Origin of the sequence: Endozoicomonas sp. SCSIO W0465, from assembly GCF_023716865.1 — a bacterium.
In the GTDB taxonomy this organism is placed as follows: Bacteria; Pseudomonadota; Gammaproteobacteria; order Pseudomonadales; family Endozoicomonadaceae; genus Endozoicomonas.
The window spans coordinates 7,144,139-7,169,944 of record NZ_CP092417.1; the positions used below are offsets into that span (position 1 = coordinate 7,144,139).

The 25,806-nt window shown below is 46.8% G+C and carries 20 protein-coding genes; 8 read left to right on the forward strand and 12 right to left on the reverse strand.

All coding sequences use genetic code 11. The annotated features are described in order from the left end of the window. Positions 1-171: 171 nt before the first annotated feature. The 3 genes from MJO57_RS32300 to parC all read left to right on the forward strand — a co-directional run bounded on the left by MJO57_RS32300 (position 172) and on the right by parC (position 3,776). Positions 172-378 (forward strand): hypothetical protein, encoded by a 207-nt coding sequence (locus MJO57_RS32300; protein WP_252021781.1) that lies wholly within the window; start codon positions 172-174, stop codon positions 376-378. A 282-nt stretch (positions 379-660) separates the two neighbouring features. Continuing rightward, positions 661-1,368, forward strand: a complete 708-nt coding sequence (locus MJO57_RS32305) for an endonuclease (RefSeq protein ID WP_252021783.1) — start codon at positions 661-663, stop codon at positions 1,366-1,368. Positions 1,369-1,520: 152 nt separating this feature from the next. Then, complete coding sequence (gene parC, locus MJO57_RS32310; protein WP_252021785.1) at positions 1,521-3,776, forward strand: DNA topoisomerase IV subunit A; 2,256 nt, start codon at positions 1,521-1,523, stop codon at positions 3,774-3,776. A gap of 89 nt (positions 3,777-3,865) precedes the next feature. Here the strand turns inward: parC and MJO57_RS32315 are convergent, their stop codons facing one another. The 5 genes from MJO57_RS32315 to trxA all read right to left on the reverse strand — a co-directional run bounded on the left by MJO57_RS32315 (position 3,866) and on the right by trxA (position 9,226). Next, positions 3,866-4,534: a TetR/AcrR family transcriptional regulator gene (locus MJO57_RS32315; RefSeq protein ID WP_252021788.1), complete on the reverse strand. Its 669-nt coding sequence runs from the start codon at positions 4,532-4,534 to the stop codon at positions 3,866-3,868. A 139-nt stretch (positions 4,535-4,673) separates the two neighbouring features. After that, positions 4,674-5,402, reverse strand: a complete 729-nt coding sequence (locus MJO57_RS32320) for an NAD(P)H-flavin reductase (RefSeq protein ID WP_252021790.1) — start codon at positions 5,400-5,402, stop codon at positions 4,674-4,676. 64 nt (positions 5,403-5,466) lie between these two features. Next, positions 5,467-6,936, reverse strand: a complete 1,470-nt coding sequence (ubiD, locus tag MJO57_RS32325) for a 4-hydroxy-3-polyprenylbenzoate decarboxylase (protein ID WP_252021792.1) — start codon at positions 6,934-6,936, stop codon at positions 5,467-5,469. A 377-nt stretch (positions 6,937-7,313) separates the two neighbouring features. Then, positions 7,314-8,573, reverse strand: a complete 1,260-nt coding sequence (rho, locus tag MJO57_RS32330) for a transcription termination factor Rho (protein WP_101745328.1) — start codon at positions 8,571-8,573, stop codon at positions 7,314-7,316. Between the two features lie 329 nt (positions 8,574-8,902). Beyond that, on the reverse strand, positions 8,903-9,226 hold the full coding sequence (gene trxA / locus MJO57_RS32335) for a thioredoxin TrxA (protein ID WP_101745329.1): 324 nt from the start codon (positions 9,224-9,226) through the stop codon (positions 8,903-8,905). A gap of 409 nt (positions 9,227-9,635) precedes the next feature. On the opposite strand from trxA, the gene MJO57_RS32340 reads away from it, so the two are divergent. After that, positions 9,636-11,141 (forward strand): Ppx/GppA phosphatase family protein, encoded by a 1,506-nt coding sequence (locus MJO57_RS32340; protein ID WP_252021794.1) that lies wholly within the window; start codon positions 9,636-9,638, stop codon positions 11,139-11,141. Between the two features lie 164 nt (positions 11,142-11,305). On the opposite strand, the gene MJO57_RS32345 is transcribed toward MJO57_RS32340, so the two are convergent. Then, a complete protein-coding gene (locus MJO57_RS32345) occupies positions 11,306-13,105 on the reverse strand; it encodes a Na/Pi cotransporter family protein (RefSeq protein WP_252021796.1) in 1,800 nt (599 codons plus the stop codon). 522 nt (positions 13,106-13,627) lie between these two features. On the opposite strand from MJO57_RS32345, the gene MJO57_RS32350 reads away from it, so the two are divergent. Then, on the forward strand, positions 13,628-14,050 hold the full coding sequence (locus MJO57_RS32350) for an H-NS family nucleoid-associated regulatory protein (protein ID WP_252021798.1): 423 nt from the start codon (positions 13,628-13,630) through the stop codon (positions 14,048-14,050). A gap of 52 nt (positions 14,051-14,102) precedes the next feature. On the opposite strand, the gene MJO57_RS32355 is transcribed toward MJO57_RS32350, so the two are convergent. From MJO57_RS32355 to yegQ, 3 genes are read right to left on the reverse strand one after another with little or no spacing between them, the layout of a single operon-like run. Further along, positions 14,103-14,768 (reverse strand): hypothetical protein, encoded by a 666-nt coding sequence (locus MJO57_RS32355; RefSeq protein ID WP_252021799.1) that lies wholly within the window; start codon positions 14,766-14,768, stop codon positions 14,103-14,105. A 31-nt stretch (positions 14,769-14,799) separates the two neighbouring features. Continuing rightward, positions 14,800-15,201: a U32 family peptidase C-terminal domain-containing protein gene (locus MJO57_RS32360; RefSeq protein ID WP_252021801.1), complete on the reverse strand. Its 402-nt coding sequence runs from the start codon at positions 15,199-15,201 to the stop codon at positions 14,800-14,802. Next, positions 15,198-16,319: a tRNA 5-hydroxyuridine modification protein YegQ gene (gene yegQ / locus MJO57_RS32365; RefSeq protein WP_371924729.1), complete on the reverse strand. Its 1,122-nt coding sequence runs from the start codon at positions 16,317-16,319 to the stop codon at positions 15,198-15,200. The genes MJO57_RS32360 and yegQ overlap by 4 nt, the downstream gene beginning before the upstream one ends. Positions 16,320-17,521: 1,202 nt before the next feature. On the opposite strand from yegQ, the gene MJO57_RS32370 reads away from it, so the two are divergent. Beyond that, entirely contained in the window at positions 17,522-18,460 is a 939-nt protein-coding gene (locus MJO57_RS32370; protein WP_252021803.1) for an ADP-ribosylglycohydrolase family protein, read from the forward strand. A gap of 241 nt (positions 18,461-18,701) precedes the next feature. Here the strand turns inward: MJO57_RS32370 and rpmG are convergent, their stop codons facing one another. After that, positions 18,702-18,869 carry a 50S ribosomal protein L33 gene (gene rpmG / locus MJO57_RS32375; RefSeq protein WP_034834535.1) on the reverse strand — a complete coding sequence of 56 codons (168 nt, stop codon included), beginning with the start codon at positions 18,867-18,869 and terminating at the stop codon, positions 18,702-18,704. Positions 18,870-18,926: 57 nt separating this feature from the next. Then, on the reverse strand, positions 18,927-19,163 hold the full coding sequence (gene rpmB, locus MJO57_RS32380) for a 50S ribosomal protein L28 (RefSeq protein WP_252021805.1): 237 nt from the start codon (positions 19,161-19,163) through the stop codon (positions 18,927-18,929). Between the two features lie 420 nt (positions 19,164-19,583). Here rpmB and MJO57_RS32385 point away from each other — a divergent pair, with 420 nt between their 5' ends. Then, entirely contained in the window at positions 19,584-22,268 is a 2,685-nt protein-coding gene (locus MJO57_RS32385; protein ID WP_252021807.1) for an NAD-glutamate dehydrogenase domain-containing protein, read from the forward strand. After that, a complete protein-coding gene (locus MJO57_RS32390; protein WP_252021809.1) occupies positions 22,162-24,435 on the forward strand; it encodes an NAD-glutamate dehydrogenase domain-containing protein in 2,274 nt (757 codons plus the stop codon). The genes MJO57_RS32385 and MJO57_RS32390 overlap by 107 nt, the downstream gene beginning before the upstream one ends. Before the next feature lie 1,067 nt (positions 24,436-25,502). Here MJO57_RS32390 and MJO57_RS32395 read toward each other — a convergent pair. After that, positions 25,503-25,772, reverse strand: a complete 270-nt coding sequence (locus MJO57_RS32395; protein ID WP_252017717.1) for a transposase — start codon at positions 25,770-25,772, stop codon at positions 25,503-25,505. Positions 25,773-25,806: the final 34 nt, after the last annotated feature.

The window sequence follows — 25,806 nt, forward strand, 5'->3', positions numbered from 1 at the left end:
GCAATGTTCAACCCAGTAGCAGTCTGAAATCCTACAAGAGCCAAAAGATATATACACGGATTGCACTTCGTAAAACCCTGATGCACCTCTTGGTATGGGTGGCATAAGATAGTCCGCACTATCGATGACAACCGATGACAACCGATGACAACGCAGCTTGGGGAGCAAACGATGAGAACAATGATTTCAACCGGTTTCAGACTCACAGCCATGGCCTCTCTGGGATTCTGGTGGGCCTGGTTGATCGCTGGTGTCGCCTACTACTATACGATTGAACAGGCTTCATTGTGGCCCTCATTTACTTCCGGTGCAGGTATTGCCCTGGTGGTCATGGTTTGCGGTGTTTTCAGCGCAATCATCTCAGACTCACTTCATTGATTGATCAGTCACACATCCCAGTCAGTAAATAGCCCAGCTGCTGTTTTGTATTGATTATTGCCGGGCTTTTGCCTGTTACAACATTACTAATCAATTATACGACTAAAATAGTTTGATATTCCTTGAACAGATACAGAACCTTTTGTTGTCTAATAGAGTTGTCTAATAGGCTTGTCTAATAAGTTGTCTACAAGTTGCTTATAATTCCATTCCCAGCTCTCTGTAAAACATCTTTTCACGTACCTGAGCACCTCTGTTTCACTATTTTTCTGGCAAACTGGCATGTCTTTCATTCCTTCGTACAACTGGCTTATCGGCCTGACCGTCGCCATTTTCTCCTCCTGTCTTTATGCCATACCGCCCAAGAATTTTTCCAGTGCCAAGCGAGAGGCCGCCAAAATATACGACAAAAATCTTATTAGTTTTTACTGTGGTTGTCCGATTAAAAAAGAAGGAAACAAACTGGTTCCGGACCTTCAGGCCTGCGGCTACTCCATCCGTAAACAGGAAACCAGAGCAAACCGGATTGAGTGGGAGCATGTCGTGCCGGCCTGGGCATTTGGGCATCAGCTGCAATGCTGGCAGCAGGGGGGCAGGAAAAACTGCAGTCGTAACAGCCCGGAGTTTCGGGCAATGGAAGCAGACCTGCATAACCTGGTTCCGGCTATTGGGGAAGTCAATGGAGACCGTTCTAACTATCGATTCGGTATATTGACCAACCCTCCAGATTACTATGGCCATTGCGACTTCCATGTGGATTTTAAAGCCCGCGTAGCCCAACCGCCTGAAAGTCAACGTGGCAGTATTGCCCGGATCTACCTCTATATGGCGGACAAATATAAATTCAAACTCAGTGACAAGGAAAGAAAGCTCTTTGATGCATGGAACAGGATGTACCCGGTTACCTCCTGGGAGTCAGAACGTAACCAGAAAATCAGTGAGATACAGGGTTGGGGAAATCCATACATCAATACCCCTTCAGCAATCTGAACCCTGACTGCAGGAACAATGATGCCATCAACCACTGCAAATTACTGACTTAAGTCCGGGAAATCTTACAGTGATAGCACCATAACTTTTAGAACAAGAAAGATACTTGCTATCATGACGGATTTATTGTCAGTCCTGAAACAGGTTTAAGCATGGCGGAGCAGATCATTATTGGCGACGATGGAGTTGAGCGTCAGTCCCTGAGAGCGTATACAGAGAACGCGTACCTGAATTACTCCATGTACGTCATCCTGGATCGTGCGCTGCCTCATATCGGGGATGGCCTCAAACCGGTTCAAAGACGCATTATCTATGCAATGAGTGAGCTTGGCTTGAAAAATACCGCCAAGTTCAAGAAGTCTGCCCGTACCGTGGGCGATGTGCTCGGCAAGTTTCACCCACATGGTGACAGCGCCTGTTACGAAGCCATGGTATTGATGGCGCAACCTTTTTCCTATCGTTACCCGCTGGTCGATGGTCAGGGAAACTGGGGGTCGCCCGATGACCCTAAATCGTTTGCTGCCATGCGTTATACCGAGTCTCGTCTGACTCAATATGCTGACTCATTATTGGGAGAGCTTGGCCAGGGAACGGTGGACTGGGCGCCCAATTTTGACGGAACGCTGGAAGAGCCATCGATACTTCCAGCTCGCTTACCCAACCTTTTGCTGAATGGAACCACGGGTATTGCCGTCGGTATGGCAACCGATATTCCACCTCACAATCTTCGTGAAGTGGCTAACGCCTGTATTCACCTGTTGGAAAACCCAACAGCAGGCGTTGTCGAGCTTTGTGAGCATATTCAGGGGCCTGATTTTCCAACAGAAGCTGAGCTGATTACCCCTCGATCCGACCTGATCAAAATGTATGAATCGGGCAAGGGATCGTTAAGAATGCGAGCAGTTTACCAGCAGGAAAGCGGTGATATTGTCGTGACGGCGCTGCCACACCAGGCATCCGGGGCGAAGGTACTGGAGCAAATTGCCGCACAGATGCAGGCCAAAAAGCTACCCATGGTCGCTGACTTGCGCGATGAATCCGACCATGAGAATCCGACCCGGCTGGTTATCGTTCCCAAGTCAAACCGGGTCGATATTGACAGCCTGATGAATCATCTGTTTGCCACGACTGATCTGGAAAAAACCTACCGGGTTAATATGAACATGATCGGTGTTGATGGACGCCCACAGGTTAAGTCTCTCGACAAAATGCTGGGCGAGTGGCTGACCTGGCGGAGTGAGACAGTACGTCGTCGTTTACAACACCGACTGGATAAAGTGCTCAGTAGACTTCATATTCTTGAAGGTTTGATGATTGCCTTTTTGAATATTGATGAAATTATCGAAATTATCCGTACAGAAGATAAGCCAAAAGCTATTCTTATGGAGCGATTTGGCCTTTCTGACATTCAGGCTGAAGCCATCCTTGATCTCAAATTGCGACATCTGGCCAAACTCGAAGAGGTAAAGATTCGTGCAGAGCAGGATGATCTGGAGCAGGAGCGCAATTCACTTGAGCTGACCCTTGGATCAGAAAGGCGTCTCAAGACGCTTATAAAAAGAGAGATCAAAGCAGATGCTGAAAGCTTTGGCGATCATCGTCGTTCCCCTATCGTTGTAAGATCCGAAGCTCAGGCATTATCACAAACAGATCTGATGATCTCTGAGCCTATTACCGTAGTACTTTCAAATAAAGGCTGGGTACGTTGCGCCAAAGGTCATGATGTTGATCCATTGACGCTCAACTATAAATCTGGCGACGGTTTTCGTTTATCTGCAAAAGGACGAAGTAATCAGACTTCAGTTTTTCTTGATTCCACCGGCCGTACCTACTCCGTTCTGACCCATACACTTCCTTCTGCAAGAGGCCAGGGCGAGCCGCTAACCGGACGAGTCAGTCCGCCTTCAGGCGCAACCTTTGAAGGATTGTGTGTTGGTGACGCCAGCGACTGTTATCTGCTCGCAAGCGATGCCGGTTATGGCTTCATAGCTCAATTTTCCGATATGGTCAGTAAAAACAAGGCCGGAAAAACCCTGCTGACACTGCCTAAAAACGCCCATGTACTGACACCAATACCCGTAAGCGGTAACAATCCCATGCTGGCAGCAATCACTAATGAAGGAAGAATGTTAGTGTTCCCGTTACAGGACCTGCCAAAGCTTGGCAGAGGGAAAGGCAATAAAATTATTAATATTGCTTCTGCTCGTGCAGCAGAGAGAAGCGAGCTCATGACGCAACTTGCCATTATCAATCACGGTGATGCGCTGACACTCTTTGCTGGCAAACGGCATGTCACTCTTAAAGCCACAGACCTTGAGCATTACCGGGGTGAGCGGGGAAGACGTGGAAACAAGCTTCCCAGAGGCTTACAGAAGGTGGATAGGGTTGAAGTTGTTTCTGCAGGGTAACCTGCAGAGCTTGAGAGTACACTTTCGAATAAGCTCTTCACGGCTTATTCGATGAAATCCCCCATAACAGAATATGATAATGAAAATTTCTAATTATTAATTCCACAGCCACCCAGTATCATCTGGCAGACGCTTTCTGTGTAAGCCTCCACATCCTCGGCATCAAGATCCTCTTTACCCAAAACAGACGCAACCTGAGGACCGTAGTCGACGTAGTATTGAGTCGTTGCCCAGATGGTAAATAGCAGATGAACCGGATCAACCGGCTTCATCTTGCCCTGTGCAATCCAACCTCTGATAACCTCGGATTTTTCCTGAATCCAGTCATTAAAGGGTTGCAAATGATCTTTGATATGCTGGCCCCCATGCAGTATTTCACTACTGAATATGCGGGATGCATTTGAGTGGGCCAGCACATATTTCATTTTGGCTCTGATAAATTGCCTTAATGCCGTAGCAGGATCATCATCTGGATTAAGGCCACTGAAAACAGATTGCCATAGCTCCATAATATGATTCAGTACCGCTCCGTACAGCTCAACCTTACTGTTGAAATAGTAGTGTACATTTGCTTTTGGCAAGCCTGCTCGATGGGCAATATCCCGAATGGATGCGCCCTTAAATCCGCTGGCTACAAACTCATCTTCTGCGGCTTGAAGAATAATTTGAATGTTTTTCTGCCGGACCCGACTATTTTTTAATCCTGCCTGATCTGTTTTTGAGGGTGATGGTTGCATACTGAATACCGTACCTTGCATTGATTATACTCGATTTGAATATAGACAAGGGACGGGCTTTTTCCACGGCTTAATAAAAAACGACAGTAATCAAATAAAAAATACTGTCGTTTTTTATTAAGCTATGTGAATTAGCTACTTTTGATGTATTTAAGCGATATCAGGATCTCGGAGCATATTCAAAGACATCAGAGTGAATATTCTCAGGCGTAAAATTTACCGCTACCAGTGCATCAAACGTTGCATAAACCATCTGCGGTGATCCGCTGATAAAGATTTCACTGCCAGGGAAAAGGTTTTTGTCGTCTATAACGGCCTCAAACAAAAGTCCCTGGCGCCCTTTCCAGCCATCTTCTCCGAGCGCATCACTGACCACAGGGTGATAGTGAAAGTAAGAAGAAGCCCAGTGAATGGGAAGGTTTGGCATATAGAAGCCTTCTGGTGAACGAGCTCCCCAGTAAAGATAGATATCTTTGTGCCCGGGCTGCTCCAGTGAGAACTCAATCATACTTTTCATCTGGGCAAACCCGGTACCCGCAGCGATAAACACCAGAGGTTTATCAGGAATGCCTGCAAGACAACACCGACCTTTTGGCATTCTGATTGAGACGCTACCCTGCTCAAGCTCATTGAACAACTGAATGGAATTAGCACTGGAAGGTAACTTTTGGATATGTAACTCCAACTCCTTTTGCATGGGAACCGGGGGACTGGCTATTGAGAACGCGCAGGCTTCGCCACCTGCCAGAAGAATCTCAAGGTACTGACCCGCTCGATAGTCCGGAATATAGCCCTGATGAGGCTTGAGGATAACACGGTAAATACCTTCTGATAGCAACTGAAGATCAGAAACCTGGCAAGACTGAATGGATACTTGGTTGATCTGCACGAATACCGCTACCTCTAAAGCTCAAGGCTTCAGGCGTTTAAGGCATCCTGAAGCTACATAAGTGTTACTCATCAATGCCAAGCTGATCCCAAATATCATCAACCCGGTGCTTAATGGCGTCTGTCATCGAAATGGCTGTCCCCCACTCCCGGCTGGTTTCGCCTTCCCACTTGTTGGTAGCATCAAAGCCGACCTTTGATCCGAGCCCGGCAACGGGGGAGGCAAAATCCAGGTAATCAATGGGGGTGTTGTCGATGAAGACTGAGTCTCTTTTCGGGTCCATACGGGTAGTCATCGCCCATATCACATCATTCCAGTCTCTGGCATTGACATCTTCATCAGTGACAATCACAAACTTGGTGTACATAAACTGTCGAAGAAACGACCAGACACCGAGCATTACCCGCTTGGCGTGCCCCGGATACTCTTTGCGCATGGTAACGACAGCCAGTCGATAAGAGCAACCCTCTGGCGGCAAATAAAAATCAACAATTTCAGGAAACTGCTTCTTAAGAATGGGTACAAAAATTTCGTTAAAAGCCAGCCCCAGTATTGCCGGCTCATCCGGCGGGCGACCTGTATAGGTGCTGTGATAAATGGGATTACGTCGGTGGGTCACACACTCCACGGTAAAAACAGGGAATGACTCAACCTCGTTGTAATAACCGGTATGATCACCGTATGGGCCCTCATCTGCCATCTCACCGGGATAGATAAAACCTTCAAGAACCATCTCAGCACTGGCAGGAACCTGCAGATCATTAATTCGGCTCTTGGTTAATCTGGTTTTACTGCCCCTTAACAAACCGGCAAAAGCATATTCTGATAATGAGTCAGGTATCGGCGTAACTGCCCCAAGAATGGTCGCAGGATCGGCCCCTAAAGCCACGGATACCGGAAAAGGGGTATCCGGGTATTTTTTTTGCCAGTCTCTGAAATCAAGGGCTCCTCCTCGATGAGACAGCCAGCGCATGATTACTTTATTCTTACCGAGCAGCTGCTGCCGATAAATACCCAGGTTCTGACGCTCTTTTTCCGGGCCACGGGTAATCACCAGGGGCCAGGTAATTAATGGTGCAGCATCACCTGGCCAGCAGGTCTGAATGGGCAGTCGGGTCAAATCAATATCATCACCTTCCAGTACGACTTCCTGACAAGGCGCCGATTTAACCATCTTTGGCCCCATGTTCAGTACCTGCCTGAACAGAGGAAGCTTTTCGATGGCATCTCTCAGCCCTTTCGGGGGATCTGGCTCTTTAAGGTATGCCAGCAGCTCACCAACTTCCCTCAAAGCACTGATATCCGCCTGCCCCATCCCCAGAGCAACCCGCTTTTGTGTGCCAAACAAATTTCCCAGCACTGGCATGTCAAAGCCTTTGGGGTTCTCAAACAATAGGGCGGGGCCACCTTTTTTCAGGGTTCGATCACAGATTTCAGTCATTTCCAGAACGGGGTCGACTTCAAACTTGATGCGCTTGAGTTCACCCTGTTTTTCCAGCTGGTCAATGAAATCCCTGAGATCCTTGTATTTCATGAGTATGTCTTCTTTGACTCTGGCTTTTCGGGCTCTGGCTTTTTCAGGCTCTGGCTTTTTCAGGCTCTGGCTTTTTCAGGCTCTGGCTTTTTCAGGCTCTGGCAGTATTCCCCTGAATAGTGAAAACTACTTCAGTTGCAGCAGCTGATAAAGGGGCTGTTTAGTGATGAGGATCAAATACCATTAGCTTTTCTTTCACGGCACTTATGGCCAAATCAGTGTACCGAAAGATCATGGTCAAAGTCCGACTATAGGATGGCGAATGCGTCACATGATAGAAACAGATTTGCAGGGAGCCTCTGGCTTTACCCCTGCGCAGAGGCTGTGATTGTGACAAAACAACATCCTTCTCACAGTCCTTCCTGCAGGAATGAAAGTTACTTCCGTTTCATGGACTGGAAGAACTCTTCGTTCGTCTTGGTGTGCTTCATCCGATCCAACAGGAATTCAATGGCCTGGATTTCATCCATTGGGTGAAGGATTTTACGAAGAATCCACATCCGTTGAAGCTCTTCTTCAGTGGTCAGAAGGTCTTCCCGACGAGTACCTGATTTATTAATGCCTATCGCGGGGAATACCCGCTTTTCAGCTGCCCGACGATCAAGGTGAAGCTCCATGTTACCGGTTCCCTTGAATTCCTCAAAGATTACCTCATCCATCTTGGAACCCGTATCAACCAGAGCTGTTGCCAGAATGGTCAGACTGCCACCCTCTTCGATATTACGGGCAGCACCAAAGAAACGCTTCGGCCGCTCAAGAGCGTGAGCATCAACACCACCGGTAAGCACCTTTCCAGAGGAAGGAATCACGGTGTTGTAAGCACGGGCAAGTCGAGTAATGGAGTCCAGCAGAATAACAACATCTTTCTTGTGTTCTACCAGACGTTTGGCTTTTTCCAGCACCATTTCGGCAACCTGAACATGTCGGGAAGGAGGCTCGTCAAATGTTGAGGCTACCACTTCGCCACGGACAGACCGGGACATTTCCGTTACCTCTTCCGGACGCTCATCAATCAGCAGGACAATCAGATAGCACTCCGGATTATTACGGGTAATGTTTGCCGCAATATTCTGCAGCATCAGTGTTTTACCCGCTTTAGGAGGAGAGACAATCAAACCGCGCTGACCTTTACCAATGGGGGCGACCAGGTCGATAATTCGGGCCGTTAAATCCTCTGTTGCACCGTTCCCCATCTCCATCGTGAGGCGGTCCTGAGGAAATAATGGTGTCAGGTTTTCAAAAAGGATTTTGTTGCGGGCGTTTTCCGGTTGATCAAAATTGATTTCATTGACCTTAAGAAGGGCAAAATATCGTTCTCCCTCCTTGGGTGGACGAATTTTCCCGGAAATCGTATCCCCCGTTCTCAGATTAAACCGGCGGATCTGACTGGGGGAAACATAAATGTCGTCAGGTCCCGCCAGATAAGAACTGTCTGCGGAACGCAGAAAACCAAAACCATCCTGGAGGATCTCCAGAACACCGTCACCATAAATATCTTCACCACTGCGTGCGTGGCGTTTGAGTATGGTGAAAATTACATCCTGCTTCCTGGAACGGGCAAGGTTTTCGAGACCCATTTCATTCGCTATCGCCAGAAGTTCAGGAACAGACTTTTTCTTCAGTTCGGTAAGATGCATAACCAGTAGTTTGCGAATGTTAAATTGAAAGGTAAGTGGCCGTTGTCTATGCAGGAAGATCAGAAAGTATTTGGCTTATTATGATAAAGGACAGCTTGATGCCTGCGAGTGTTTATAACGGCTGCCCTGTCTGGGCCATATCCCTGAAGTCAGAAGATTCCTGACAACCCTGTGAAATTACAGTCTATATCCATTTCTGGAAAATAATCAAGAATAAAGGCTTCGTCAACCAAATTGATTTAAAAATTCAACCAATGGGATATGAAAATAGAGGCCAGACAAGTGGCTACAACATTCTGTCACAACCACCACCGGGCATACAATAGCAATTACAGATTGCTGTCAAGGAATGCTGTCAGCTGAGATTTAGACAGGGCACCCACTTTAGTCGCTTCGACGTTGCCACCCTTGAATAGCATCAGCGTTGGGATGCCACGGACGCCGTACTTTGGCGGAGTTGCCTCATTCTCATCAATGTTCAGCTTACAAACAGTCAGTTTACCATCGTAGTCCTGGGCAATTTCATCAAGAACGGGGGCAATCATTTTACAAGGACCACACCATTCAGCCCAATAGTCAACCAGCACCGGACCTTCTGCCTTCAGAACCACTTCTTCGAAGGAGTCATCTGTCACTTTGACAATCTCGCTCATGGAATGGATCTCCCAATCATGGTACTTAACTAGTACTTAAACGTGTTTAAAGTAAACTCAGGAGCCTTGACCGAGGGCATGCCAAACTGACTGCCAAAAGGTATCGCCGGCCCAGAACTGACTCATTATGCCTGATTCATGGAATTTTGTGGCTTTTTTTTCTATAAAAATGCCATAAATATCAAGTAGGCTTATAAAGTTGCCGTTTGTTACAGGCCCGTTTTTCAGCCGTCAATGGAGCTTTGCCCAAGACAGAACAATCAATAAGATTTGTGCGCACAACTCTATTAAAGTTAACCTTCTGACATCGGTTATGCTCCGGTTTGCAATTCTGTATTGCCATTTTGATAAACCCCAATTGATAACACTGAAAAACATAACGTTTTCAACCTATTAACTATGAAATACCATGACACTACAAGGGCGTGAACAGTCCAGCAGCCTACCACTGGTAGCTGCCATAGACCTTGGCTCAAACAGCTTTCACATGATCGTCGCCAGGGTGGATCAGGGTGAAATCCGACCCGTAGAAAGGCTGGGTAAGAAAGTTCAGTTAGCAGCAGGGCTTAACCAGAACGACGAGCTTACCGTCGCAGCAATGAAGCGGGGCTTCAGCTGCCTGGAGCAGTTTGCACAATATCTCTCTGGCAACACCTTTCAAGCGGTCAGGGTCGTGGGTACCAATGCCCTGCGTAAAGCCCGTAACAGTGATATTTTTGTTGAGAAAGCCCAGTCTATTCTGGGTTATCCCATCGAAATTATTGCGGGAAGGGAAGAGGCCCGGCTCATTTATCTTGGTGTAGCCCAAACCCAGTCTGATGATAATGAGCGACGTCTGGTGATGGACATCGGTGGAGGGAGTACTGAGTTCGTCATTGGCGAACGTTTTGAGCCAAAGTTAATGGAAAGCCTTCACATGGGCTGTGTGGTTTTTACCGACCGTTTTTTTGGCACCGGGGAGTTAACACCGCAACGATTCCAGTCTGCTTATTATGCGGCACGACTTGAATTATTGAATATTGAGCAATCATTTACCCGGTTGGGCTGGGTTGATGCCGTAGGGTCATCGGGTTCAATTCGTGCAGTCAGCAGCATTCTTCAGGCCATGGGTGAGAGTGATACCATCACACGAGAGAGCCTTGAGATGCTTAAGCAAAAAGTCCTGAAGTTTAACCAGATCGGTCGTGTTCGTTTTCCGGGACTGAAGCCTGATCGTCAGGCGATTTTCCCGGCAGGCCTGGCCATTCTCATGGCCGGTTTCGATGCGCTTGGCATAGAGCATATGCACTACTCTGACGGAGCCCTCCGGGAAGGTGTCCTACATGATATGCTCGGCCGGGACCGCCATGAAGACGTAAGGGAGCGAACAATAAATGCCTTGATGAGCCGCTATCATGTTGATAAGCAACAGGCCTTCAGGGTTATGAATCATGCCAGGAACTGTTTTGCGATGATTGCCGATATCTGGGGGCTGGGTGAAGGTGATCTTGAGCTGCTGTCCTGGGCTGCACGAGTATGCCAAATAGGGCTTGATATATCCCATACACAGTACCATCGTCACGGTGCTTACCTCATCGATAACTCTGACCTCATGGGATTCAGCAAAAGGGAACAGCAGCAACTCGCTCTCCTCGTCAGGGGCCACAGACGCTCACTATCCAAATCTCTGCTTTCCGGTTGGCCAAAGGCGGTATCACGCAAGCTGATACAGCTGATTATAATGCTGAGAATTGCCAATGTACTCAGCCATGGTCGCGACGATACATTACCGGAGTATTCCATCAGCGTATCCGGCTCCACGATATCCCTGTTTTTCCCGGAAGAATGGATAGAACAACACCCTTTGACCGTGGCAAACTTTGACTCAGAACGAAGTTATCTTGCTAAAATAGGTTTCAAGTTAATGGTTGCATAATACTTAAACTGCAGGCTGCTGTGATCCGGGGTTCTCTGTAAGGCTCCGTTGGCATAAGCTTTCTTCCCCGGTTCACGCCTTGCTAAATACATACGCTAACAATCTCCCCCTTGACAGCGTACAGTAAGGCTTTTTCCGTTGTGGATTTTCAGTCTGACCTACTTTCAGGTTCCGGAGTTTTTCGGGGGGGGTGAATGAGTTTCAAAATTAAGGTCGATCTCTCGATATTCCTCACGATCTCTGGTCAACATAATCACTGCTCCATCGATCAGATTGGTACAGGCATCATGTACATGTGCACTGTCATTCATCAAAGAACTGGCCATAAATGAGTCAACTTGACTGGAACGAATGAGTTCATTCAGTTTTTGGTGCATCTGCTCATCCTGCTCGCGAAGCTCCTGTTTTAACTGTTCCGCATGCTGACGAATATGATCATAATTTCGTCGTACTCCCAATACATCGATAAGCTTCAAAACTGAAGCAAGGCAAAGTCTAAGCTGATTGTATTGATGGCGTATCTGCTCATTGTCCGAATGAAGGTAGAGCCCCATATTCTTATAAATATTCTTTACATGTTTGATGGCCTGGACAAAATCACGGCAGGCCACTTTCAGTGCAAATAACTCCTGAACCTGTTGTCTTGGAAGATTCCCTTCTATTGCTCCTGAGTAGTGAATAATGTCTGCATATATACCTTTAATATGCCGGATATACAGCTCTTTTATCGTCCAGGGCTGATCATCACGGAGCCAGCTGTTAACCAGATCTGTCAGATTATCCGACTCCCTCAGCTTGTCACCGGTAAGGTATATCCCATAGCAGATCAGTTCGAGGGTATTCCTGTATAAGTGGTCACACTCTCGGGTCAGAGCTCTTAGTGCCGCGTCCGGATAACTTAACGTTGCAGGCGTTAAGTAACGAGCCCGGTGAATCGCAGGATTCTCTTCAGTAGCAAGGTTCAGATGAGACTGTCCGGAAGGATCAACAAAAAGCGTTTCCAACCAGCGAATAAGCAACTTAATAAAAGGAAGCTGTACGATTATTCCAATAAAGTTAAAAATACTATGGAACAGGGCAAGCTTAAGCGTGTAGTCGCCAGCCCCGATCAGTAAAAATTTGGCCGTCAAATCGACTAACATCTTTAATTGGGGTAATAAAAGAATAGCCAGAGTTGCTGTGACTACGTTAAACGTAATATGAGCCACAGCCAGCCGTTTCCCTGCAGCATTGGCCCCCATCGCTCCCAGTACCGCCGTGATGGTTGTGCCTATGTTTGAACCAACAGCCAGTGCCAGTGCATTATCATAAGTCAGCTGTCCTGTTGCCAATGCCGAGAAGGTAAGCACCATGGTAGCATTGGTTGACTGCATGATGATGGTCGCCAGAATACCAAAGAGGGTATATACAAGTACTCCCTTTATTCCATCTATGGAAAAGCTGCTGAAGTCAATAACATTCTGAAATGCTTCAAAGCCTTCCTTCATGTAATGAATACCAAGAAAGAGAAAGCCAATACCCAGTAATATATACCCTAAGCCATTGCGTTTTTTCTCCTGCTGAGCCCTCAAAATCAAACCAAACACAAGTAATGGCATTGCATAAGAGATCAACTTTATCTTCATACCATACAAGGCAACTAACCATGCACCAACAGTGCTGCCAAGATTGGCACCAAAAATAATGCCAACACCTGCTGTCAGGCCAATCAAGCCGGCACTGAGAAATGAAATAACAATGACTGAAACCAGTGAGCTGGACTGCAGGACAGCTGTAGTCGTGATACCAAATGTCAGGCTTTTCCAAAGACTGTCGGTTGTTTTTTTAAGGAACGCCTCAAGCAACCCACCCGTAAAGACCTTAAACCCCTTTTCAAGATAAACCATACCCAGAAGAAAAATAACCACACCAGCCGTGATCACCTGAAACTCTGAGCTAATCCAAAAGCCATAAGTCAACAGCAACAGTGCTGTTGGTAGAAAAACGCGTCCAAGCATAATCAGTCACTAAATTATCTTGATGGCCAACCGATACCCCCCCTTCCAAACAACCATGCCAAACAACCATGAGAGGAGAACACTGGGTTATAGCTTTTGTTATCGACGGGTAAACAGTTTCCCTCCAACGCAGCTGATCTTAATAATCATTGAAAAAATAAAACTGCACCGTTCTGGCTGAAAAACGACTGGGTGAAAACAATGGCTCAGTCAACGATTGCAAAAATGTATAAAAACGAAAACCGTATTTTAGAATGGTCAAACTCTCCATTTTCTTGCCAATCAAACAAAATACATTACTTTTATTCATATTGAACGAGTAATAAGCAGAAAGCCTTCTGTGAGTTACCCCATACCTGCACAAATAACAGGTAACCGTTCCAGTCTTACATAACAGATATTTGTCGACTTTCTTAATGTCATGCACCGTGTTGATACACTATAGCCAGTCTCATGCGGTCAAAGGCTCCGTTAGATTGAGGGTAAACAATGAAACTACTGGATGAGTTACATCATCGGCTGGGTAGCAAATCCCGGATTCGCTCACTGTTCAAAGATGTCAGTGTTCAGGAGCTTGAAAAGATTCTGGGTCGCCTGAAAGAGGTGCATAAGGAAAAATTGCAGTCCAGAGTAAAAGAGGATGCAAAAAGACAGAAAAAAATGAACGATATTGCCGCTATTCACAAAGAAATGGCTGAACTGGGTATTACGCTCTCGGATCTGGACAACATTAACGACTCAGGGAAAACGGGAAAACGTCGTCGAACGGCCATAAAGCATACCTTCCAATATGAGAATTCAGCTGGAAAAACCGTGCACTGGGAGGGTTCAACGACTGGAAGACTTCCAAAAGACTTCCAGGAGTACCTGGAAAGAACACAGAAAAAGCGGGTTGAATGTATTATTAAATAGATACACACAGGATTTATCGAAAATCCTCTGCTCATATACTGGCTTATGTGAGTTATAGCTGGTGCATGTGGATGACCATTGAGCGAATCCAGAGCGTCAGGTCATCCATATCTTCAAGAGACAGTAGTAAGAGAGCCATATCGAGAGGGTCCAATTCTCCTTCAGATTGAAAAACTTCACCTTTGAAGGCTGAAATAATCTCTTGTAGCTCATCCACAGCAATCGTTACTTCCTGATTTACCTCCAGCAAAGCCTGGGACCGTTGTTTTCTGAAAACCACCATGCCCAAACCATCCTGTTTTGAAACGCCATACCGCAGACTATTCACAACGCTGGCAAAGTGCTGATTAAGTCGCTCTTCAGAACACTGCAAATCTCCGGTAAGTTTAGGCGTTCTATAAGTTAATCGCTCAGCCAGTCGGCAGATCAGGTGCGCCAGGTTATTCTGAGTCTGTAAGAGAGAAAGTACCAGCCCTCTGGGCTGGGCAGTCAACGTTGGCTGGTTTAATCTGGCCAGAATTTCCTGCCCCAGTTTTTCAACGGCCGGTGGGAAATCAACAAGCCACTTCGCCCTTTTATGCCATTGTTGATCGGTGGTTAAACGGCTCTGCAACTGTCTGCTTAATAAAACCAGGGCATCTAAAACCACCTGTCGATGCTGGCTTAAAGGCTTATAAACAGAGCCGGAAAAAAGGCTGGTAAACGTCGTAAGATCCATATCGATCTTATCGACTCAGAATATCACCTGATTAGGGCAAATTACGAACCAGCAATGAATGCGTATTTGGTAAAACACCTTCAGGTTTTGGTATTTTGACAAAATGGCCCGACCCGGGTGCCACATCAATACGCTCACCACGGCGATTTTCCAAATGCTCCAGAGTGAAAACATAGTTGCCTTTTGGGGTCATCAGCTCCATGGTATCTCCCAGCTCAAAGCGGTTTTTGACCTCAACCGTTAGCTGTTGATCGTCAAATTCAACGATTTCACCAACAAACTGCTGCTTACTTTCACGGGAGTTACCGGTTTCATAATTCTGGTGGCTCTTTTCGTATTGCAGACTGCTGATTTCATAAATCAGGCTGGAATCCTCCTGTGGCAGGGCTTGGCAATATTTAGCCAGCAGTTTCCTGAAGGCATTGTATATCAAGGCCTTTGGCCAATTTTCATTGCAGAGCAGTCTGTAACCCGAAAAGAGCCATTCTGGTATTCATCATGAACATGGCGACGATAAAAGCCTTCGGTATAACCTCTGTTTGCCAGGTTCTCCAGAGCGTCCATCATGCCCATATCAAAAGGCATACCCGCTACAGCATCATCAATGGCCTGGCGATATACCTGAGCGGTTCTGCCAACATAATAAAAAGACTTGGTACGTCCTTCGATCTTGAGGGAGTGGATACCCATCTCAGTAAAACGACGAACATGCTGGACTGCCCTGAGATCCTTGGAATTCATGATATAAGTACCATGCTCATCTTCAAAAGCCGGCATATATTGATCCGGACGCCCCTTTTCCTGTAGCAGGAAAATAGTGTCGGATGTTTCACCAGCACCCAGGGTTGGTGTAACCACCCCAGAAACAGCCTCAGGACTGCCAATACCTGATCCACCTCTCAGTGGGATAACATCACCACTGTCGGTCTCTTTAGCCTCATGGGCCTGATACTGCCAGCGGCAGGCATTGGTGCAGGTTCCCTGATTTGGATCTCTTTTGTTGATATAACCCGAGAGCAGACAGCGCCCCGAGTAAGCAATACAGAGAGAACCGTGAACAAAGACCTCAATCTCCGTATCAGGGCACTCTTCCCTGATCTCCTGAATCTCCTCCAGAGACAGCTCGCGGGACAGAATAATCCGCTCAACACCCTGCCTGGCCCAGAATTTAACCGTTGCAAAGTTAACAGCGTTGGCCTGAACAGAGAGGTGGACTGGCATATCCGGCCAGGTTTCGCGCACCATCATGATCAGTCCGGGATCGGACATGATCAGAGCATCAGGTCTCATGGCAATAACCGGCTCCATATCACGGAGATAGGTTTTCACTTTACTGTTATGAGGCGCAATATTACTGGCCAGATAAAGCTTTTTGCCCAGAGCATGAGCCTCATCAATCCCTTTTTGCAGATTGTCCAGTTTAAAGTCGTTATTGCGAACTCTCAGACTGTAGCGGGGCTGGCCAGCGTAAACAGCGTCTGCACCATAGGCAAAAGCAAAGTGCATATTTTTCAGTGTTCCCGCTGGCGAAAGGAGTTCCGGTTTCATCATGACCTACAGCTAATATTCTTGAATGGCCCGCATTATAACAATGCAGGCAACAAGCAAGAAATATAGGTAAAGACATATTATATTGCTGTGAATAGTGGGAGTGCTCGTATTGAATTGTCCAAATTCAAAGCTCCCTGGATGGAATATGTCTGATGAACACTTTTAATTATCCAACGTATAAATCTGATGGCTCTATTTTGATTACGAACTGCTCTACAGTGAAAACTGACTGTAGGTCACGAAAAACAAGGATTGAGCAACATTACCGGACAATATGCTGACAACCTTTGTAGATAAAGGGCTTCAGCAATGTTCAACCCAGTAGCAGTCTGAAATCCTACAAGAGCCAATCTGATTATACGCAGGAGGAGCCTCTGTAGCCTCCGAATAGGATGGCGGTGGTACATCGGGGAATACCCCCTCAAACTCTGGAAGGACTCGTTCAAGAGATTGTAATCCACTGTCACTGAGAAAAAATTCGCTCTCAAGATCGCTATCCACAGTTTGATAAAAAGACTTTTCACCAGGTTGAGACGTCACGGGAGCATTATTCTGACTGACAGTACCAGGAGCCGAATCTGAGTCAGGGGCAAGAGTTATTCTACGATCGACTAAATCGCAACAAGAAACAAGGCCTATAATGCCTAAACTGATCAGACAACCGGCCCCAGCCCCTGCACCGATTGACCATAAACTAGGTGTGGAACCGGAATTAACACTAACACATGCTGGAGCAGCGCCTCCAGTAAGCGACGAACAACAAACCACGGTAACGCAGTCAGCCGTTGGATTAAAAAGTTGCCGAGTAGAAGCCGCACAATTTGTTAATGAATTCATTATATTTCTCCCTTCTTAATATTCTTCATTTTTTAATTTGTATCTATTCGACCAGGTAATTTTAAAAGAGTTCCTTACAAATTCTCATAACTGGTAGGGGATCGGGGTCATGAGCAGTGGTAACCTGGATTTTCGGACAACCCTCATAGTAAATTTCCATACTGTTCAGGCCAAACTCCTCCAATGGTCATTCAAGGGTCAGATCAGCCAAGAAAGCTCCTTACCCGGATCTTGCCAGCCAGCTCATGTTTAGCAGATGGAATAGGTATTAATAAGAACCATGAAAATCAGGCGTATTAATAGAGGATTGTGCTACAACTTCTGGTGGTCTGGCCTAAAGAGACCACAACGAAGAGGATCAACAAATGCACGAACCAAAACAAAGGGCTTTTGAAGCGGTAATGGGTGCTTTAGTGGGAGATGCAGCAGCCCTCGGATTTCACTGGCTATATGATCAAGAGTTAATTCAGCAGTTCGGTGGTGAACGACCAGAGTTTCATACTCCGAATCGCGAAGAGTACCAGGACAAAGGTTATTTTGCCCACACTGGCAAAAGAGTGGGAGAGTATTCCCATTACGGCGCACAAATGCTCGCCATGGAAGAGGCCATCAGGATTAGCGACGGCTATGAAGAATTGGCTTACATTGAGTCTTTCCAGCGCTGGTTTGATTTTGGTGGCTGCTGGCAGGGATACACCGACCATCCCACTCGACAAACCCTGCTTAACCTTCATTACCGCAAGCAACACGAAGAACCACTGACCGCCTGTGGCGCAGATGATACCCAGAATCCGGCACTGTCAAAACTGCCGCCACTGGTAGCCAGGCACAGTGAAGAGGCTGATTTTATGGAGAAGGTCGAGTCAGCAGTGCGGATTACTAACAATAACGATACGGCAGTAGCATACGCCAGGGCCATCGCCCTGATGCTGAAAAGTGCCATTGCCGGACATTCTCCCCGCGTATGCGTGGAGCATGCCAAAGGCGGGGATTCGACTATTAACCATGCCATTGAAAAAGCGGAATCCATGCAGGACCAGTCATCAAGATCCGTAGCAGCCGAGGTGGGCATGCATTGCGGGCTTGATGCCTCTTTTGTGGTGGTTACCCATCTGCTGCTCACCATGAAAAGCTATCAACAGGCCATCAGGGAAAATATTCAATGCGGTGGTGACAGCTGTGGGCGGGCTGTGCCTCTGGGTGCTATTCTGGCTGCCTGTTTTTTTGGCAGTGACAACGCAATACCCGGTCAGTGGATTGCAAGAACGGTGTTTCCGGATACCATGCTGAACAGCGGATATTGAGGACTATTTGAACATCATTTTTCATAAGAAAAATAATTTGTTGCATTGATCAATGGTTTCCAGAGTCTGGTACTTTTTTGAAGTCAAACGGTGCAAAGCAGTAAAAAAAGGAAGGTTGGATACTCGGGATATTGAAAGCCCCGGCCGTCATGCAGACTTTAGCAAGTATGAGGAGGGAAAGATTGTCCGTATCATCGTTTCAAAAAACTGTTGATACGGACCAGAGCAAAGCAAACAAGACTTACTTGATCTTGTATTCTTTATACTCAACGTGCTTGCGAACCACTGGATCATACTTCTTGAACACCAGCTTGTCAGGCGTATTACGCTTGTTCTTGGTGGTGGTGTAGTAGTGACCAGTACCTGCGCTGGAAACCAGCTTGATTTTCTCACGAATACCTTTAGCCATGATTTATGCTCCTGCTAACTTGGCTGTCTCGACTTAATTCGACTTAATTCATTCGACTTAAAAAGTTTGACCACTGGCACGCAGATCGGCCAGAACAGCATCGATGCCTTTCTTGTCGATGATACGCATGCCTTTTGCAGAAACACGCAGGCGCACAAAGCGCTTTTCACTTTCAACCCAGAAACGCTTGTGGTGCAGGTTAGGCACGAAGCGACGACGGGTTTTGTTCTGAGCGTGGGAAACATTATTCCCGGTAACCGGGCGCTTGCCGGTAACCTGACAAACCTTGGACATGTGGATGGCCTCTCAAACCGTCTGTTAAACCAAAATCACCAGCCATGAGGCCGGAAAACTTAACTGAATTCCAGTGTCTGCTTCGGGCAGATCTGCCCATGGTTACAGAGTCAAGAGACCTTCAAGACTCATCAGCAGCTACCCTCATACAAAGATCGGGCTTTATACCAGAATCAGACCTCTCTTGCAAATTCCGTGAGGGCTACGGATTATGCTTAGCCCCTGACAAAATCAGCAATCGCAAGGCATTTGAGTGGTTTCTCGGCTATCTTGACGAGAAGGTTATTAACCCATTGTTAATGCAACCAGACACTTTTTAACAGGCTCTTTATAAAGGGCTCTTAGCCAAAAAGAGCAAAATTGATTTTATACAGAGGTTTTGATTGGTGTCACCCAAAAGCTGTCTTACCGAGGAATACCATGAACCGCTTTAAAGATTTTCGGGCTGTCATCGTTAATCAGGTTCAAGCGCTTCTGGCAAAGCGCATGTCAAACAAAGAATGTGAACAAATACAGTCGCTTGCTGATGCCTATTTTCGTGGAATTGCCAGCAAGGACCTTACTCGTATCAGTACAGACGATGGCTATGGCGCATTACTCTGTCTGTGGCAGTTTCTACAGACAAGGCAACCGGAAGAAATCAAGATCCGCGTTTATAACCCTGATCCCGAAACTCACCACTGGCACTCCACACACAGCATTATTGAAATCATCACGGATGATATGCCATTTCTGGTGTCTTCGGTGTTGATGGAACTTGATCGCCAGAAAATAAAAGTTTACACCCTTAATCACCCTACCCTGCGATCAGAAAGGGACAGTGCTGGCCACCTGCAATCAATCAGCACTCACCGGGCAGAGATTACCGAAGCGGTCATTCGGATTGAAATAGACCAGCAACCGGAACATCTCGATTTAGAGAAACTCGCTGCAGGTATCCGGAATATCATTGAGGATGTTCACAAAGTTGTTTCTGACTGGGAGGCAATGCAAGCCAGGCTGGGTGACGCTATTCAATGGTGTCAAGCTCACCCTGCGCCATTACCGGATGTCGAATGGCAAGAAGCACTTGCTTTTCTAAACTGGCTGAGAAAAGACAATTTTCTTTTCATCGGCTTTCGCTATTATGAGATCATCCAGGAGCCAAATAAATTAAGACTGCGCGCCAACAGCAAAAGCGGTCTGGGGACTTTTCGGGAAGGTCCCCGTGATCATCCGGTAGAGCAAGAACTTTCACCCTATATTGCCTCACAAATTCAGACACCACAGTTACTGGTTATTACCAAATCCATCAGCCGTTCAACGGTACATCGACCGGCTCATCTGGACTATATCGGGATAAAGCAATTCAGCGATTCAGGTGTCGTGACTGGGGAATGGCGTTTTTTCGGACTGTTTTCATCGACAGCCTACAACGTTCCACTGGATGAAATTCCGCTCATACGAAAAAAAGTGGCAAAACTTCTAAAAAACAACAGCTGCCCGGTAAACAGTCATCGGGGTAACGCCCTGCGCCATATCATTCATAACTACCCAAGGGACGAACTCCTGCAAGCAAGTTTTGAACAACTTAAGGCCGTTATTAACGGGATACTTGACTGCCATGAATTACGGCAATTGAAAGCATTCCTCCGTCCCGATACCTATGACCGCTTTATTACTGTGCTGGTTTATGTACCCAGAGATAATTTTAATACGGAACTTCGCTTGCAGATGCAACAAATCCTGCTCAGTGAATTGAGTGGTAACAGTATCGACGTCAATGTCCAGCTATCTGAAAACCCAATGGCACAATTGCAATTTACTGTGCATTGTCGTCATGCCAATCAGCAGACTATCGATGTTGAGCGGTTGGAAGCCATGATTCAGGAAGCGATGCTGAGCTGGACAGATCACTTGCAACAAGCGTTAAAAGAGGCGTTTGGGGAGGCTTCAGGTAACAAGATGGCACAGTGTTACCTGCAGGCATTTCCCGCCGCATACCGGGAAGATGTTACCCCGCGCCAGGCAGTGGCAGACATTCAACGCCTGGAATCTTTAAAAAACAGCCATCAGATAAGAACCAGTCTGTACCGTCCGGTTACCGACCATTACCAATGGCATTTTCGTACTATTGGTAAAGGACCTCTTCTTGCACTCTCGGATGTGCTTCCCATTCTTGAGAAAATGGGCGTCAGGGTCGGCAGTGCCAGACCTTACGCTATCAGTCCCTACCGTCAGGAAAGTGCCTGGGTGCTTGATTTCAGAATTGAACCTGATCGCCCTGATAACGCCCTGACGACCAATATCAACTCACCGGCAGTTGAAAGTTACTCCAACCTTGAAGATACTCATCTGCGAGATCAGTTCCAGGAAGTGTTCATTCGTACCTGGAAGGGAGAAATGGAAAATGACGGGTTCAACGGACTGGTGGTTTCAGCAGGCTTGAACTGGGAGCAGGTTGTGCTCATCAGGGCTCTGTCCAAATACCTGATGCAACTTCAAGTACCTTTCAGCCAAAGCTATATGCAGAAAGTACTGAACAACAACCCGCCTGTGGTTGGTGAAATCGTTGACCTGTTCAGCACGCATTTTTACCCCGATTTTCGTGGCGATCGTCGTGCAATAGCCAACGCCTGCTCTGAAAGGATTTACCAACTGCTGGATAGCGTTGACAACCTTGATGAAGATCGGATCCTGCGTCACTTCCTCAGCGTCGTTGAGGCCATGGTGAGAACCAATGCCTATCAGAAACAGAGCCAGGGTGAGCCAAAAGGCTATTTGTCGTTCAAGCTGCAACCCGAAAAGATTCCAGCATCACCGCAACCAAGGCCAATGTTTGAGATATTTGTCTACTCTCCACGTTTTGAAGGCATTCATATGCGCTGTGGGAAGATTGCCAGGGGAGGGTTAAGGTGGTCAGACCGGATGGAAGATTTCCGTACCGAAATTCTGGGACTGGTCAAGGCCCAGAGGATAAAAAATGCCATCATCGTTCCTCACGGGGCAAAAGGCGGCTTTGTCACCAAAAAATCTCCCGGTCAATGGCTCCAGGGAGGAAATCCTGGCGGAAGGTATTTCATGCTATCGCGCTTTTATCTCCGGGCTTCTGGACCTTACCGATAACCTTCAGGGCGGAAACATAATCCCTCCTGAAGACGTCATACGCTACGATGATGATGACCCTTACCTTGTGGTTGCAGCGGACAAAGGCACCGCCAGCTTTTCCGATATCGCCAACGAGGTAGCAGCATCCTATGGGTTCTGGCTGGGAGATGCTTTTGCCTCTGGAGGCAGTCAGGGCTATGACCATAAAAAAATGGGTATCACTGCCCGAGGTGCCTGGGAGTCGGTAAAAAGGATTTTCAAAGAGCGTGAAATCGATACCCAGACTCAGGATTTTACCGTCATCGGTATTGGCGATATGTCGGGTGATGTATTTGGCAATGGCATGCTGCTTTCCAAACATATTCGACTGATTGCCGCTTTTAACCATCAGCACATCTTTATCGATCCTGACCCGGACATTTCAGTCAGCTTCAGTGAACGCCTGCGCCTGTTCAATTTACCCCGGTCATCCTGGGCAGATTATGATCGCAACAAAATATCAGAAGGTGGTGGGGTATTCAGCCGCCAACAGAAAAGCATTCATTTGAGTCAGCAGGCCAGCACCCTGCTGGCAACGGATAAAACCATCCTGTCGCCCGCTGAACTTATTCAAACGATTCTTAAAGCACCAGTTGATCTCCTATGGAATGGAGGTATCGGTACTTACATAAGAGCCAGCAATGAAAGCAATGCCGATGCGGGGGACCGGTCTAATGACAGTGTCAGGATCAGCGCCAGCGAACTGAATACCAGCGCAGTAGGGGAGGGTGGAAACCTGGGCCTGACTCAGCTGGCAAGAATTGAGTTCTCCAGACGAGGCGGTCTGATCAATACCGACGCTATAGACAACTCAGGCGGGGTCGACAGCTCAGACCATGAAGTCAACATAAAGATTCTGCTTAATCAGATGGTTGATGAGGGTGATATAACCATAAAGCAGCGTAATAGTTTACTGGCCAGTATGACGGATGAGATTGCCAGACTGGTTCTCAGGCATAACTTTTTACAGAGCCAGAGACTCAGCCTGAGCTTGCATCAGAATCTCCTGTTATTTAATGACCACCGCTTCCTGATCAGGAGGCTCGAACAGAAGGGACACCTTAACCGGGATCAGGACTGCCTGCCATCGGATACCGAACTTAAAGCCAGAGTGAAAGCCGGTGAAGGTCTCACCCGGCCAGAAATCGCTATTCTTTTGTCTCATACCAAGCTGGAGCTGTTTGAATCCCTTGTCTTAGCCAATGTTGGCGACGATCCGGTACTGGCAGAAAAACTGCTGGACTATTTCCCATCGCCACTGCGTAACCAGTTCCCTGATCAAATCAGAAACCATCCATTAAAAACCGAAATCCTGGCCACCCATCTCAGTAACGAAGTTGGCAATAGAATGGGAGCAACATTTATTGGGTATATTGGTCAGGAAACCCGACATTCGGAGCTTAATTGTGTCCGGGCATTTATGGCTATAAAAGAGATCTTTTCCATTCCATCCATCTGGGATCAGTTTGAAAGCCTTGGTTTTGAGGTAAAAGATGATATCCAGAGAGTAGAGCTGTCACGGATACAACAGCATATCGAAAAAGCCTGCATCTGGTTACTGAAGAACCATGGCAGCTCTATGGATATTGAGTCTCTTATCAGTAACTACAAACCGGGCATCAGCGTGATCAGTGGACAGCTGGCAGAGCTACTGGGAGAGGAAGATTGTGCATGGCTGGGCGGCAGAGTTATCTGGCTACAGGAAGCCAAGCTGCCGCAAACACTGGCAGAAACCTGCGCAGGCCTTCGGTATCTTTATTACGTACTTTTTATGGTCTGTGTGGCTAATGAGTATCAATTTACCGTTACTGATGTGGCCTCTGTCTTTTTTGCCCTTGAAGATTATCTTTGCCTCCCCTGGTTACGGGAACGTATTCGTCAATTACCGGTTAACGACCTCTGGCAACGCAAAGCACAATCATCCCTGAAAGACCAGTTGGATCGGACCCTCAATGATAATTGTATTCATGTTCTGGCATACTCAAAGGGAACGCCGGAAGAACGCCTCAAACAATGGTTGGAAAAAAATACCGGTTTAATTGATCGATGGAAGGCAACTGTCCGCGAAATACAGTCTGCCAGAGAGCAAAACCTTGCCATGCTGTCAGTAGCCATACAGGAACTTTCTCTTATTGCCTCAAGTTAGGAGCCTGTCGGGCTAAGACTGTCCTATTGCGAACAGCCCGTTGAATCAGTTCTTAAAGCACAGAGGTAGAGAAATCAGACAGAAAAATACAGTCACAAAAAAACGGTCACCAGGGGAGGATGACCGTTTCATACTGTCTCTATTTTATTACTACATCTACAAAGCACACACCTAATAAGGATGTTATGGCATTCCTGATGGCTGAAAAGTTTGGCTTCCATGGAAGAAACCAACCCAAGCTACCACCATAGGTTATTTAACGGCCAATAAAGCCGGTTTGTTAGGTTCTGTTAAAAATTCAGCAAAAAAAAACCAGTATCCGGGGGAAGGATACTGGCTGCTTAGCTTCGGCTACGGGGGCAGCCTACAACTTAACTTTCTGTCAACACAAAACACACAATGAGCAATAAGAAAGCAGTACGTAAACCCTGATTTTTCCTATCCTCACTTACTCAGACAAGCAAAATTCTAAAAAGTTCCCGAAAAAATAAAGAATTTTGAATATTGTCCTGGTATTTACAAAAGGCTTACAAAATGGAATTGATAAATCCCGTTCGCACTGAAGCGGAGTCAAAGTACGGTGTCTCCAACTTTCTTCGCTTCAGGATGAACGGAACCTGTCAAAAGCATTGAAATGATGTACTAGGAGGCTGTCCGAGAACTAGCTAGTTCCCATCCAAAAACTATAGCCCTTGGGCCACGTAGCCTACAGAGATTTGACGTGCTCTGAATTTACAGGAAAATCACATCAACTCCGCTGTAGCCCCCGAAAACTGGTTGAAAAAGGCGTCAAAACAAAACTTGATTTTTTCCCTCTAAGCCTTGGCACGCATAGGCTGCAGAGTTTTTGGACGAGAACTAGCTAGTTCTCGTCCAAAAACGCATCAGGCAATCATAATTAGATTGTACGTGCGTTTTGATATTTCCTGAAATTCCAGAGAGCCGCAAAAACTCTTCCCTTTTTTTCTCTAATCTGGGACGGATATTGGAGAAAAACGCGAAAAGCAGGCAGAAAACATCCTCCCACCATGCTGGAAAGGTACTTTCATGTAGCGTGGAGGTGGCTATCAGGATGGTGCCGGGTGTCTGGCCAGAATCACCAGGTTGTAACAGACCACCGATAACCAGCAATGAGAATCAAAACGCTCAGAACCCTTGCAGTGGCAACGTGATAGCCCAAAACATCTCTTTAGCCACGAAATTCCCGCTTCAATACCTGCCCGGAAGCGAAAGAGCGTTTTATACACATACTGACTTTTAGTCATCTCTTCGACTTCAAGTCCGCGCTTCTTATTAAAAGCTACATCGCTGATTCCCATGGCCTTGGCTTTTTCCAAATGGCTCTTTTCGAATTCCGAACTGCTGAACTAT